The organism is Shigella sp. FC1567, from assembly GCF_001743015.1.
GTDB lineage: Bacteria > Pseudomonadota > Gammaproteobacteria > Enterobacterales > Enterobacteriaceae > Escherichia > Escherichia coli.
The window spans coordinates 53122-66141 of record NZ_MIIV01000444.1 but is presented as its reverse complement, the minus strand read 5'-3'; the positions used below and the strand labels follow the sequence as shown (position 1 = coordinate 66141).

General features: G+C 50.9%; 12 protein-coding genes and 3 pseudogenes. 13 read left to right on the top strand and 2 right to left on the bottom strand.

Going from position 1 to position 13020, the window contains the following annotated elements:
- Window positions 1-165 (bottom strand): IS1 family transposase (locus tag BHE85_RS19865; protein WP_047664789.1); only part of this gene is annotated, 165 nt, incomplete at its 3' end.
- Window positions 166-223: 58 nt separating this feature from the next.
- Here BHE85_RS19865 and cas3 point away from each other — a divergent pair.
- The 8 genes and pseudogenes from cas3 to cas2e form a co-directional block, all read left to right on the top strand.
- Window positions 224-1780 (top strand): annotated as a pseudogene (gene cas3 / locus BHE85_RS19860) (CRISPR-associated helicase Cas3'); the annotation flags it as partial.
- 97 nt (window positions 1781-1877) lie between these two features.
- Entirely contained in the window at window positions 1878-3440 is a 1563-nt protein-coding gene (gene casA / locus BHE85_RS19855; protein ID WP_001084089.1) for a type I-E CRISPR-associated protein Cse1/CasA, read from the top strand.
- A pseudogene (gene casB / locus BHE85_RS19850) lies at window positions 3437-4005 on the top strand (type I-E CRISPR-associated protein Cse2/CasB). The gene casA and the pseudogene casB overlap by 4 nt, the downstream one beginning before the upstream one ends.
- A gap of 14 nt (window positions 4006-4019) precedes the next feature.
- Window positions 4020-5097 (top strand): annotated as a pseudogene (gene cas7e, locus BHE85_RS19845) (type I-E CRISPR-associated protein Cas7/Cse4/CasC).
- Between the two features lie 10 nt (window positions 5098-5107).
- Complete coding sequence (gene cas5e, locus BHE85_RS19840; RefSeq protein WP_000085042.1) at window positions 5108-5854, top strand: type I-E CRISPR-associated protein Cas5/CasD; 747 nt, start codon at window positions 5108-5110, stop codon at window positions 5852-5854.
- Window positions 5836-6486: a type I-E CRISPR-associated protein Cas6/Cse3/CasE gene (gene cas6e, locus BHE85_RS19835; RefSeq protein WP_000281470.1), complete on the top strand. Its 651-nt coding sequence runs from the start codon at window positions 5836-5838 to the stop codon at window positions 6484-6486. The genes cas5e and cas6e overlap by 19 nt, the downstream gene beginning before the upstream one ends.
- The gene (gene cas1e, locus BHE85_RS19830; RefSeq protein ID WP_000144870.1) at window positions 6483-7403 is read left to right on the top strand and encodes a type I-E CRISPR-associated endonuclease Cas1e; all 921 of its coding nucleotides are present in this window, start codon (window positions 6483-6485) and stop codon (window positions 7401-7403) included. Before cas6e ends, cas1e begins: the two co-directional genes overlap by 4 nt.
- On the top strand, window positions 7403-7696 hold the full coding sequence (gene cas2e, locus BHE85_RS19825) for a type I-E CRISPR-associated endoribonuclease Cas2e (protein ID WP_000063176.1): 294 nt from the start codon (window positions 7403-7405) through the stop codon (window positions 7694-7696). The genes cas1e and cas2e overlap by 1 nt, the downstream gene beginning before the upstream one ends.
- Before the next feature lie 206 nt (window positions 7697-7902).
- Here cas2e and iap read toward each other — a convergent pair whose 3' ends face one another.
- Window positions 7903-8940 carry an alkaline phosphatase isozyme conversion aminopeptidase gene (gene iap, locus BHE85_RS19820; RefSeq protein ID WP_000490426.1) on the bottom strand — a complete coding sequence of 346 codons (1038 nt, stop codon included), beginning with the start codon at window positions 8938-8940 and terminating at the stop codon, window positions 7903-7905.
- 251 nt (window positions 8941-9191) lie between these two features.
- Here iap and cysD point away from each other — a divergent pair, with 251 nt between their 5' ends.
- From cysD to ftsB, 5 genes are all read left to right on the top strand, one after another.
- On the top strand, window positions 9192-10100 hold the full coding sequence (gene cysD / locus BHE85_RS19815; RefSeq protein WP_000057623.1) for a sulfate adenylyltransferase subunit CysD: 909 nt from the start codon (window positions 9192-9194) through the stop codon (window positions 10098-10100).
- Between the two features lies 1 nt (window position 10101).
- Window positions 10102-11529: a sulfate adenylyltransferase subunit CysN gene (gene cysN / locus BHE85_RS19810; RefSeq protein WP_001090342.1), complete on the top strand. Its 1428-nt coding sequence runs from the start codon at window positions 10102-10104 to the stop codon at window positions 11527-11529.
- On the top strand, window positions 11529-12134 hold the full coding sequence (gene cysC / locus BHE85_RS19805) for an adenylyl-sulfate kinase (protein WP_001173673.1): 606 nt from the start codon (window positions 11529-11531) through the stop codon (window positions 12132-12134). The genes cysN and cysC overlap by 1 nt, the downstream gene beginning before the upstream one ends.
- 49 nt (window positions 12135-12183) lie before the next feature.
- Complete coding sequence (locus BHE85_RS19800) at window positions 12184-12507, top strand: DUF3561 family protein (RefSeq protein ID WP_001246104.1); 324 nt, start codon at window positions 12184-12186, stop codon at window positions 12505-12507.
- 193 nt (window positions 12508-12700) lie between these two features.
- Complete coding sequence (gene ftsB / locus BHE85_RS19795; protein WP_000517476.1) at window positions 12701-13012, top strand: cell division protein FtsB; 312 nt, start codon at window positions 12701-12703, stop codon at window positions 13010-13012.
- Window positions 13013-13020: the final 8 nt, after the last annotated feature.

Genomic DNA, 13020 nt, shown 5'->3' with positions numbered 1-13020 from the left:
TTTCTGGTGCGTACCGGGCTGAGAGGCGGTGTAAGTGAACTGTAGTTGCCATGTTTTACGGCAATGAGAGCAGAGATAGCGCTGATGTCCGGCAGTGCTTTTGCCGTTACGCACCACGCCTTCAGTAGCGGAGCAGGAAGGACATCTGATGGAAATGGAAGCCACGCAAGCACCTTAAAATCACCATCATACACTAAATCAGTAAGTTGGCAGCATTACCTGCTTTAATGAATCACTCTGGTCCGGTGATTTAATCGGGTCAGAAGAACCGGATGAACAAGCTTTCAGCCAGGGTTGTGCGGCCTAGTTTGCCGACAGTAACAAGAAGGCGTTGCTGGCTGAAATTGGCGTCGGCACCCTGGATCAGGCGATGATGGCAGTGATGCCGTTTAAACATAATAATCTGCGGCTTCTGGGGCTGAGTAACAAAATCCTGCTGGCTGATGAGATCCACGCCTGTGACGCTTATATGTCGTGCATTCTTGAAGGGCTGATCGAGCGGCAGGCGCGTGGCGGAAACAGCGTTATTTTGCTTTCTGCTACGTTATCTCAACAGCAGCGCGACAAACTCGTCGCCGCCTTTGCGCGTGGTGCAGAGGGCCAGCAAGAAGCCCCACTCCTGGGAAAAGATGATTACCCCTGGCTGACGCATGTCACGAAAACCGATGTACATTCGCACCGGGTAGCGACGCGCAAAGAAGTTGAACGTAGCGTGAGCGTGGGTTGGCTCCATAGTGAACAAGAGTGTATTGCGCGTATCGAATCGGCGGTAAGTCAGGGGAAATGCATCGCCTGGATTCGGAATTCTGTTGATGACGCTATTCAGGTGTATCGTCAGCTGCTTGCCCGCGGCGTCATTCCTGCTTCCAGCCTTTCACTTTTTCATAGCCGCTTTGCTTTTAGCGATCGCCAGCGAATTGAAACGGAAACGCTGGCACGCTTTGGTAAATATTGTAGTTTACAGAGAGCGTCTCAAGTCATTGTTTGTACACAAGTAATTGAACAAAGCGTGGATATTGACCTGGACGAAATGATCTCCGACCTGGCCCCCATTGATTTGCTAATCCAGCGAGCGGGGCGATTACAGCGGCATATCCGCGATATTAATGGTCAGTTAAAGCGTGACGGAAAAGACGAGCGTTCCCCCCCTGAATTGCTGATTCTGGCCCCCGTCTGGGATGACGCTCCTGGTGACGAATGGTTCGGCAGTGCCATGCGTAACAGTGCATATGTCTATCCCGATCATGGGCGAATCTGGCTGACGCAGCGTGTGCTGCGTGAGCAAGGCGCTATTCAGATGCCGCACGCAGCCCGGCTTCTTATTGAATCAGTTTACGGTGAGGACGTGGTAATGCCGGAAGGATTTGCCCGCAGCGAGCAGGAGCAAGTGGGCAAATATTACTGTGATCGCGCAAGGGCTAAAAAGTATGTGCTGAACTTCAGGCTCGGCTATGCCGCCAATATCAACGATTACCTTCCGGAAAAACTGTCGACACGTCTGGCTGAAGAGTCTGTTTCCCTGTGGCTGGCTACCTGTATTGACGGTGTGGTGAAGCCTTATGCCACCGGTGCTCACGCATGGGAAATGAGCGTTGTCAGAGTGCGCCGAAGCTGGTGGAAAAAACATCGGGATGAGTTTTCTTTACTGGAAGGGGATGCGTTCAGGCAGTGGTGCGTTGAACAGCGGCAAGATCCGGAAATGGCAAACGTGATTTTAGTCACCGATGACGAAAGTTGCGGGTATTCGGCCAGGGAGGGATTGATTGGCAAGGTTGGTTGAGATGTCTGCGACAAGACTCTCTGAATAGTTGATATACAGAAAAGGATGGAAGGATGGACAACCGACCTGGGATGGTCTTTTTTACGAGAGGATGCGTATGAACTCGTTTTCACTTCTGACAACCCCGTGGTTGCCCGTTCGTTTTAAAGACGGAACGACAGGCAAACTGGCACCAGTCGATCTGGCTGATGAAAATGTTGTCGATATCGCTGCGCCGCGGGCAGATCTCCAGGGGGCGGCCTGGCAGTTTTTGCTGGGGCTACTACAAACCAGCTTCGCGCCAAAAGATCAACGTAGTTGGGATGATATCTGGGAAGACGGACTGGAAGCTGAAAAGCTAAGGGAAGCATTGCTGTCTTTAGAACATGCTTTTCAGTTTGGGCCAGATTCCCCTTCATTTATGCAGGATTTTGATGAATTAAAAGTTAAGGCAACTTTTATTGCTTCGCTTCTTCCTGACGCACCAGGAAAACAAACAAAAGAACGAAATACAGACCATTTTATTAAGCGAGACACAACTCAGCATCTGTGCCTGCATTGTGTGCCTTTAGCGCTTTTTTCAATCCAGTTGAATGCACCTATAGGTGGACGCGGTTACTATCCTGGGCTACGTGGCGGAGGGCCTCTGACGACACTTATAGAATTGCTGGAGTATCAGGGCAATCAACAAACCCCTTTGTGGCGAAAGCTGTGGCTAAACGTAATGCCGCAAGATGAAGCCGATTTACCTTTACCAAAAACCTTTGATGACCTGGTCTTTCCTTGGCTTGCACCGACGCGTACCAGCGAACTGGACGGTGCTGTGGTAACGGATGAACAAGTCAATAAACTTCAGGCCTACTGGGGAATGCCACGACGTATACGTATTGATTTTAAGACAACCTCAATAGGTAACTGCGACATTTGCGGTAGGCAGAGCGATGCTCTTTTGGGCTTGATGTCACTCAAAAACTATGGTGTTCAATACGTCATGTGGCGCCATCCTCTAACACCTTACCGTCTGCCGCTTAAAGAGGGTGGAGATTTTTACTCAGTTAAACCACAACCTGGTGGTTTAATCTGGCGCGACTGGTTAGGCCTCATAGAGGTAGGTAACTCAAAAAACAATACTGAACTCCCCGCACAGGTCGTGAAACTTTTGAATGCCAGCAATCTAAAGCAGACAAGGGTGGGCTTATGGGGATTTGGTTTTGATTTTGAAGATATGAAGGTTCGTTGTTGGTATGAACACCATTTCCCGCTGTTGTTAAACAAAAAAGAAGACCTAATACCTAAGTTGCGTCTGGCAGCGCAAGCGGCATCACACATTCTAAGCTTGTTACACCGAGCGTTGAAAGAAGCATGGTTCTCTGAGAAGAAAACCACAAAGCTTGATTTCGGTTTTGTGGATATTGACTTCTGGAACAAAACTCAGCATCGATTCCTGAGATTAGTGCGCAAAATTGAAGAAGGTCAGGATCCGGACGAATTACTCAGTAAATGGCAAAAGGAAATGTGGTTATTCGCGCGTCAGGATTTTGACGATCGTGTCTTTACCAATCCATATGAGCCCGTTGATTTGGAACGCGTCATGACCGCACGCAAGAAATATTTTACAACATCAGCGGAGAAGCAAAATGCTAACGCCGCCAGGGAGAAAAAGCAGGAGGCTGCTGAATGAGTATTGTAAAAGATGAGCATAAAGTTGCGCTGCGTAAATGGCATGAAGAGTTGCAGGATAAACGCGGCGAGCGTGCCAGTCTGCGGCGTAGTACGACGGTTAATGATGTTTGTCTGACGGATGGATTTCGCCTGTTTCTTAAGAACAGACAAATAAAGTGGCAGGATGAACCCGAGTGGCGTATCACCGCACTAGCGCTGATAGCAGCAGTTAGCGCCAATGTTAAAGCTATTGACGAACGGCAGCCTTTTGCCGCGCAACTGGCGGCGGTAATGAAAAAGGGGCGGTTTACTCGTTTGTTGGCAGTAAAAACGCCGGATGATTTATTGCGGCAGTTACGCCGTGCGGTCAAATTATTAAACGGTTCCGTCAATCTTGACTCTCTAGAAGAGGGGGTCTTCCGCTGGTGCCAGGAGAGCGATGACCTGCTCAATCATCACCGCCGCCAGCAGCGACCAACAGAATTTATCCGTATCCGCTGGGCGCTGGGCGCTGGGCGCTGGGCGCTGGGCGCTGGGCGCTGGAATATTACCAGGCTGGCGACGCCGATAACGAACAAAATTAATAAAGGACTATCTCATGACAACATTTATTCAGCTTCATTTGTTAACCGCTTACCCTGCTGCCAATCTTAACCGTGATGATTCCGGCTCTCCGAAAACTGTGATTCTGGGTGGAGCAACGCGTCTGCGCGTTTCCTCGCAAAGTCTGAAGCGTGCTTGGCGCACTTCTGAACTTTTTGAACAGGCGCTGGCGGGCCATATTGGTGTTCGTAGCGGGCGTATTGCGCGTGAGGCGGCAACTATCCTGATTGAGAAAGGAATCGAAGATAAAAAAGCCATCGAATGGGCAGTAGAGATAGCCGATTATCTTGGGAAAGCCAAAAAAGACAAAAAACAAAAAAACGACAAAAAACCAAAAGATCCGCTCACTAGCGCCGAAACTGAACAGCTCGTCCATATCAGCCCGGCAGAATTTGACGCCGTAAAAGCGCTGGCCCATCAACTGGCAGAAGAAAAGCGCGCGCCAAAAGAGAAAGATCTCGCTTTGTTACGTAAAGACCGTATGGCGGTAGATATCGCTATGTTTGGTCGTATGCTGGCGAAAAACCCGGGTTTAATGTAGAAGCCGCCTGCCAGGTCGCGCATGCGTTTGGTGTCAGTGAAACGATTGTCGAAAATGATTTTTTCACCGCCGTAGATGATTTACGCCAGGCTTCTGAAGATGCCGGTGCCGGTCATGTAGATGAAACCGGATTCGGTTCTGCGCTGTTCTACACCTATATCTTATCTGCATTGATAAAGATCTGCTGGTAGAAAACCTCGGCGGTGACGAAGCGTTAGCTAATCAGACCATACGCGCCTTTACGGAAGCCGCGCTTAAAGTCTCCCCAACCGGTAAACAAAACAGCTTTGCCAGCCGGGCTTATGCCTCCTGGGCGCTGGCAGAAAAAGGCACCGATCAACCGCGTTCTCTGGCGGCAGCTTTCTATGAACCCATTAATGGCACCCGTCAGTTAGAGGTGGCGGTGCAGCGTATTACAACTCTTCGCGAAAATATGAATACGGTCTACGAACAGAAGACCGATTACGCAAGTTTTGACGTGATGAACAAACAGGGAAGCATGAAGGACGTGCTGGACTTTATCTGCGCGTAAGGGGCGGCTTATGAGCCAATATCTGATTTTTCAGCTTCATGGGCCGATGGCATCCTGGGGCGTCGATGCCCCCGGCGAAGTGCGTCATACCCATGAACTGCCTTCGCTCTCAGCATTGCTGGGGCTGCTGGCTGCCGGGGTAGGGATCCGGCGTGATGATACCGAACGCTTAAACGCGTTTAATCGCCACTATTCACTGGTGGTTTGCGCCAGCCGTAACCCGCGCTGGGCACGGGATTATCACACGGTCCAGATGCCAAAAGAGGTGCGTAAAGCACGTTATTTCAGCCGTCGCGAAGAGTTGAGCGACCCTGAGCTTTTGAGCGCGATTATCTCCCGGCGCGACTACTACACCGATGCCTGGTGGATGGTGGCGGTGGCAACAACAGCCGATGCGCCTTACAGCCTCGAACAGTTGCAGGACGGTTTACGCCATCCAGTTTTTCCGCTTTATCTGGGGCGAAAAAGTCATCCGCTGGCATTACCTCTTGCGCCGTTACTGCTCGAAGGCAACGCGTGTGATGCCTTATGTAATGCATACCAACAGTATCAGGATCATTTCCATAAACTGAAAGTTTCACTCCCGAAACTTCAGGATGAATGCTGGTGGGAAGGGAAACACGACGGCCTGGTCGCGAGCAAAATATTACGCCGCCGGGATGTTCCTTTAAATCGTCAGCAGTGGCTGTTTGGGGAACGCACCGTCAATCAGGGGCCGTGGCTCAGCAAGGAGGAACCATGTACCTCTCAAGAATAACCTTACATACCGGCCAGCTTTCGCCTGCGCAGTTGCTGCATCTGGTGGATCGCGGTGAATATGTGATGCATCAGTGGCTGTGGGATCTCTTCCCTAGCGGCAAAGAAAGGCAATTTCTTTATCGTCGGGAAGAACTCCAGGGCGCGTTTCGCTTTTTTGTACTGTCGCAGGAACGCCCGGCGGAAAGTGATACGTTCACCATAGAATGCCGGTCATTTGCGCCCGAGCTGTGTACCGGACAACAACTTTGTTTCAACCTGCGGGCGAATCCAACAATCTGTAAAGCGGGCAAGCGCCACGATCTGCTGATGGAGGCGAAACGGCAGGTGAGGGGGCAGGCGGAAGGAAGTGATGTCTGGTTGCATCAACAACAGGCGGCGCTGGACTGGCTGGCAGCGCAGGGGGAGAGAAGTGGTTTTACACTGCTGGATATCTCGGTTGATGCCTACCGACAACAGCAACTGCGGCGGGAAAACTCCCGGCAACTGATCCAGTTCAGTAGCGTGGATTATACGGGGATGCTTACGGTCACCGATCCCGGGTTATTTCTGCAACGTCTCAGTCAGGGGTATGGCAAAAGCCGCGCGTTCGGCTGTGGTCTGATGCTGATCAAACCCGGAGCAGAGGCGTGACGTTTGTACCGCTGAGCCCGATCCCGTTAAAAGATCGCACCTCTATGATCTTCCTCCAGTACGGGCAAATCGACGTACTGGACGGCGCTTTCGTGCTGATCGATAAAACCGGGATCCGCACGCACATTCCGGTGGGATCGGTCGCCTGCATTATGCTCGAACCGGGAACGAGAGTTTCCCACGCGGCGGTGCATCTGGCCGCCACGGTGGGGACGCTACAGGTCTGGGTCGGTGAAGCGGGTGTTCGCGTCTACTCTTCCGGACAACCCGGTGGGGCGCGTGCTGATAAGTTACTCTACCAGGCAAAGCTGGCTTTAACGGAAGATCTACGTCTGAAGGTGGTGCGCAAAATGTATGAATTACGTTTTCGTGAGCCACCGCCAGCTCGCCGTTCAGTGGAGCAGCTACGTGGAATTGAGGGATCTCGCGTTCGCCAGACGTATGCATTACTGGCGAAACAATATGGTGTGAAATGGAATGGTCGCAAATACGATCCTAAAGACTGGGAAAAAGGCGATGTTGTGAATCGCTGCATCAGTGCTGCTACATCATGTCTGTACGGTATATCTGAAGCGGCAGTATTAGCCGCGGGATATGCGCCCGCTATTGGGTTTATCCATAGTGGCAAACCGCTTTCATTTGTTTATGACATAGCCGATATCATTAAATTTGATTCGGTTGTACCAAAGGCATTTGAAATAGCGGCGAGGCAACCCGCAGAACCTGATAAAGAAGTCAGATTAGCCTGTCGTGATATTTTCCGTAGCACTAAGTTAACGGGCAAATTAATACCGTTAATTGAGGAAGTCCTTGCCGCAGGTGAAATTGAACCGCCACAACCTGCGCCGGATATGTTACCGCCAGCCATCCCCGAACCTGAAACGTTGGGCGATAGCGGTCATCGAGGACGCGGCTGATGAGCATGGTCGTGGTTGTTACAGAAAATGTCCCGCCACGCTTACGTGGACGGCTCGCAATCTGGCTACTGGAAGTGCGTGCCGGTGTGTATGTTGGTGATACATCAAAACGTATTCGGGAGATGATCTGGCAGCAAATTACCCAACTGGCTGGTTGCGGAAATGTGGTGATGGCCTGGGCGACCAATACCGAGTCGGGTTTTGAATTTCAGACCTGGGGAGAAAACAGACGTATTCCGGTGGATTTGGATGGGTTACGTTTGGTTTCTTTTCTTCCTGTTGATAATCAATAAGTTATCCGTTCTTTAAAAATAAGGAAATGTTTTAATTTAGTTGGTAGATTGTTGATGCGGAATAAATTTGTTTAAAAACAGTTATGTATGCTTAGTGTGTTCCCCGCGCCAGCGGGGATAAACCGGGCGCACTGGATGCGATAATGGATATCACTTAGAATTCCCCGCCCCTGCGGTAGAACTCCCAGCTCCCATTTTCAAACCCATCAAGACGCCTTCGCCAGCTCCTTCACCAACGGTAGCATTATCCGCATAACGTCACGGCAGCGACGTTCTATTCTTCCAGGAAGTGCCTTATCAATATGCTGTTGATTATCCAGTCTTACGTCATGCCAGCTATTTCCCGCAGGGAATGCGGCTGTTTTTGCGCGTTGCTGATAACCATCCTTATTCCCAAGATTCCAGTTAGTCGCTTCCACCGAAAGTACAGCAATGCCCGCTTTGTCGAATATTTCTGCGTCATTACAACACCCAGTGCCTTTCGGATAATTTTTATTCAACCCCGGATTGGTCGTTGCGGCTATTCCGTGACTGCGCGCAATTGCCAGCGCCCTGTCGCGCGTTAATTTCCTTACTGCTTCAGGGGTTTTTACACCGCTGTTGAAATACAATTTATCGCCAACAATTAAGTTATCGAGATTAATCACCAGCAGCGTATTTTTCTTTTCGGTGTCACTCATCCGCTTGAGTAAATTCTCAGCGCCTAATTTCCCTTCCTCTTCGCCGCTGGTCGCCACAAATCGAATACCATACTCGGTAGGCGTATTTTTCAGGCGTTCTGCCAATTCCAGCATGACACCTAAACCTGCGGCGTTATCATCCATTCCTTGTAACGTCAGCCCGCCGAGATTGGCATCGGCGTCAGCATCGCTCAGCGGGGCGTAAGTATCCAGATGCGCCATAATGATGATCTGCTGCGGCGCTTTGCCTTCATGAGCGGCAATCACCGTACTTCCCGTCACGTTATGCCAGCTCTTACGATTATCGCGGGCGGTATAAATATACCGACTATTAAATGTCCGAATATCACTGCGATAACCCATTTGCTGAAACTGTTGGCGAATATAATCGGCAGATAACATTTCTGCAGGAGTTCCGGTCATGCGTCCCGGAAAGAAAGTAGCAATATGTCGTGCCTGAGTATTAGCAAAATCGCCAGGTTTAGGTGACGAGGCGTGTACGGGGAGAATAAAGCATACGCCGAGCGCCAGGGCAGCGGTACGGTGGCGCAATGCGGAAAACATAGTGAGTCCTTAAATACCATGCAAATTTTTTTACCGCCATAGTATGAAACTGCCGCTGCGCTAAAACAATTTCAAATCTTCCTAAACGCCCGAAATCCGGTGCCTTAAGCACTTTTTGATATTAGCTTTGCCAAATCGTTATTCCGTTAAGGAACTACTCATTCTAATTGGTAATTTCATTCGTTCTCTTACGCTCCCTATAGTCGAAACATCTGATGGCAAGAAAATAGCGGTATTGCAAAGGAACGGTTATGGCTCAAAAACGACTTACTCACCTGCGGCAACTGGAGGCGGAAAGCATCCACATTATTCGCGAGGTGGCGGCAGAATTCTCAAATCCGGTGATGCTCTACTCTATCGGTAAAGATTCCAGCGTCATGCTGCATCTGGCGCGCAAGGCGTTTTATCCAGGTACGCTGCCTTTCCCGTTGCTGCATGTCGATACCGGCTGGAAATTCCGCGAGATGTATGAGTTCCGCGATCGTACTGCTAAAGCCTACGGCTGCGAGCTGCTGGTGCATAAAAACCCGGAAGGCGTGGCGATGGGGATTAATCCATTCGTACACGGCAGCGCGAAACATACCGATATTATGAAAACTGAAGGCCTGAAACAGGCGCTGAACAAATACGGTTTTGATGCCGCCTTCGGTGGTGCGCGCCGTGATGAAGAGAAATCCCGCGCTAAAGAGCGAATCTACTCTTTCCGTGACCGCTTCCATCGCTGGGATCCGAAAAATCAGCGCCCGGAGCTGTGGCACAACTACAACGGGCAAATTAACAAAGGTGAAAGCATCCGCGTCTTCCCGCTCTCTAACTGGACCGAGCAGGATATCTGGCAATACATCTGGCTGGAAAATATCGACATTGTGCCACTGTATCTCGCTGCGGAACGTCCGGTTCTGGAACGCGACGGTATGTTGATGATGATTGATGACAACCGTATCGACCTGCAACCGGGCGAAGTGATTAAAAAACGGATGGTGCGTTTCCGTACGCTGGGCTGCTGGCCGCTGACCGGTGCGGTGGAGTCAAATGCACAAACACTGCCGGAGATCATCGAAGAGATGCTGGTTTCTACCACCAGTGAACGTCAGGGCCGCGTGATTGACCGCGACCAGGCGGGGTCTATGGAGCTGAAAAAACGTCAGGGGTATTTTTAAGATGAACACCGCACTTGCACAACAAATCGCCAATGAAGGCGGCGTCGAAGCCTGGATGATTGCGCAACAACATAAAAGCCTGCTGCGTTTTCTGACCTGTGGTAGCGTCGATGACGGCAAAAGTACCCTGATTGGTCGCCTGCTGCATGATACCCGCCAAATCTACGAAGATCAGCTCTCATCGCTGCATAACGACAGTAAGCGTCACGGCACCCAGGGCGAAAAGCTGGATCTGGCACTGCTGGTGGACGGCCTGCAAGCTGAGCGCGAACAGGGCATCACCATTGACGTGGCTTACCGTTATTTCTCTACCGAGAAGCGTAAATTTATTATCGCCGACACCCCAGGGCACGAGCAGTACACTCGCAATATGGCAACTGGCGCATCGACATGTGAACTGGCGATCTTACTGATCGATGCCCGTAAAGGCGTGCTCGATCAAACCCGTCGTCACAGTTTTATCTCCACACTGTTGGGGATCAAACATCTGGTCGTGGCGATCAACAAAATGGATCTGGTGGATTACAGTGAAGAGACGTTCACCCATATTCGTGAAGATTATTTGACCTTTGCCGGGCAGCTGCCGGGTAATCTGGATATCCGCTTTGTGCCGCTCTCTGCACTGGAAGGCGACAACGTGGCATCGCAAAGTGAAAGTATGTCGTGGTACAGCGGTCCGACACTGCTCGAAGTGCTGGAAACCGTGGAGATCCAGCGAGTGGTGGATGCCCAGCCAATGCGCTTCCCGGTGCAGTACGTTAATCGCCCGAATCTCGATTTTCGTGGCTACGCCGGAACGCTGGCATCCGGTCGCGTGGAAGTCGGGCAACGTGTCAAAGCGCTGCCCTCTGGTGTGGAATCAAACGTCGCGCGGATCGTGACTTTTGATGGTGATCGCGAAGAAGCCTTTGCCGGAGAAGCGATCACCCTGGTGCTGACGGATGAGATCGACATCAGCCGTGGCGATCTGCTGCTGGCGGCAGACGAAGCGTTACCGGCGGTGCCGAGCGCGTCGGTGGATGTGGTATGGATGGCGGAACAGCCGCTTTCCCCGGGCCAGAGTTACGACATCAAAATTGCCGGTAAGAAGACGCGCGCGCGTGTTGATGGCATTCGCTATCCGGTTGATATTAATAACCTTACCCAGCGTGAAGTTGAAAACCTGCCACTGAATGGGATCGGCCTCGTGGATCTCACTTTTGACGAGCCGCTGGTGTTAGATCGTTATCAACAAAATCCGGTGACGGGTGGGCTGATTTTTATCGATCGCCTGAGCAACGTGACTGTTGGTGCCGGTATGGTGCATGAGCCGAAAAACGAGGCCGCCGTTGCGTCATCTGAATTCAGTGCATTCGAACTGGAATTGAATGCCCTGGTTCGTCGCCACTTTCCGCACTGGGGCGCGCGCGATTTGCTGGGGGATAAATAATGGCGCTGCATGACGAAAACGTCGTCTGGCATAGCCATCCGGTCACTGTGCAACAACGCGAGCTACACCACGGTCATCGTGGTGTAGTGCTGTGGTTTACCGGCCTCTCTGGGTCCGGTAAATCAACGGTCGCCGGGGCGCTGGAGGAGGCGTTACATAAACTCGGCGTCAGTACGTATCTGCTGGATGGCGACAATGTTCGCCACGGATTATGCAGCGATCTCGGTTTTAGCGATGCCGATCGTAAAGAGAATATCCGTCGCGTCGGTGAAGTGGCGAATTTGATGGTTGAAGCCGGACTGGTGGTGCTGACCGCATTTATCTCGCCACACCGCGCCGAACGCCAGATGGTTCGCGAACGCGTAGGAGAAGGGCGCTTTATCGAAGTGTTTGTCGATACGCCGCTGGCGATTTGCGAAGCCCGCGATCCCAAAGGCTTATATAAGAAAGCGCGTGCCGGTGAACTGCGCAACTTTACGGGAATAGATTCCGTTTACGAAGCGCCTGAATCGGCAGAAATTCATCTCAATGGTGAACAATTAGTAACAAATTTGGTACAGCAATTATTAGATCTGTTGAGACAGAACGATATTATCAGATCCTGAGACACCACCGGGTTTCCATGCCCGGTTCGTCAAAGTAACAGGATCAAATATGCGTAATAGCCATAACATTACACTAACAAATAACGACAGCCTTACTGAGGATGAAGAAACCACATGGTCACTACCTGGTGCCGTGGTCGGTTTTATCTCCTGGTTATTTGCGCTGGCGATGCCGATGTTGATTTATGGCTCTAACACGCTGTTCTTCTTTATCTACACCTGGCCTTTCTTTCTGGCACTGATGCCTGTCGCGGTAGTGGTGGGGATTGCGCTGCATTCATTGATGGACGGAAAGCTACGCTACAGTATTGTTTTCACCCTGGTGACAGTAGGCATTATGTTTGGCGCACTGTTTATGTGGCTACTGGGCTAATTTGTACTTTCTTGTCTCCTCTGTTCATAATTCAAACCGTAACTAATAATGAGATTATGTTCTGCACGCCCTAGGTATACGTAACAATGGACAAATGTGGTACATTTGCCCGCGTTGTCGCGGTATCCCCAACAGAGGATGTAGAGTCGTCTTCGGATGCATGGGATGATGATGCCGTTTTTCAGGGGGCAGGATGGGTAAACTAACGCTGCTGTTGCTGGCTATTCTGGTCTGGCTACAGTATTCGCTGTGGTTCGGTAAGAACGGTATACATGACTATACCCGCGTCAATGATGATGTGGCGGCACAGCAAGCTACAAACGCGAAACTTAAAGCGCGAAACGATCAACTTTTTGCCGAAATTGACGATCTCAATGGCGGCCAGGAGGCGCTCGAAGAGCGTGCGCGTAATGAACTCAGCATGACCAGGCCGGGCGAAACTTTTTATCGTCTGGTGCCTGACGCGTCGAAGCGCGCACAGTCTGCGGGGCAAAACAATCGATAAATCAGCCC

Coding starts and splice junctions, on each gene's coding strand:
- cysD (WP_000057623.1), top strand. CDS start 9,192: ATGGCTCAAAAACGACTTACTCACCTGCGGCAACTGGAGGCGGAAAGC.
- BHE85_RS19800 (WP_001246104.1), top strand. CDS start 12,184: ATGCGTAATAGCCATAACATTACACTAACAAATAACGACAGCCTTACT.
- cas2e (WP_000063176.1), top strand. CDS start 7,403: ATGAGCATGGTCGTGGTTGTTACAGAAAATGTCCCGCCACGCTTACGT.
- iap (WP_000490426.1), bottom strand. CDS start 8,940: ATGTTTTCCGCATTGCGCCACCGTACCGCTGCCCTGGCGCTCGGCGTA.
- cysN (WP_001090342.1), top strand. CDS start 10,102: ATGAACACCGCACTTGCACAACAAATCGCCAATGAAGGCGGCGTCGAA.
- cysC (WP_001173673.1), top strand. CDS start 11,529: ATGGCGCTGCATGACGAAAACGTCGTCTGGCATAGCCATCCGGTCACT.
- casA (WP_001084089.1), top strand. CDS start 1,878: ATGAACTCGTTTTCACTTCTGACAACCCCGTGGTTGCCCGTTCGTTTT.
- cas5e (WP_000085042.1), top strand. CDS start 5,108: ATGAGCCAATATCTGATTTTTCAGCTTCATGGGCCGATGGCATCCTGG.
- cas6e (WP_000281470.1), top strand. CDS start 5,836: ATGTACCTCTCAAGAATAACCTTACATACCGGCCAGCTTTCGCCTGCG.
- ftsB (WP_000517476.1), top strand. CDS start 12,701: ATGGGTAAACTAACGCTGCTGTTGCTGGCTATTCTGGTCTGGCTACAG.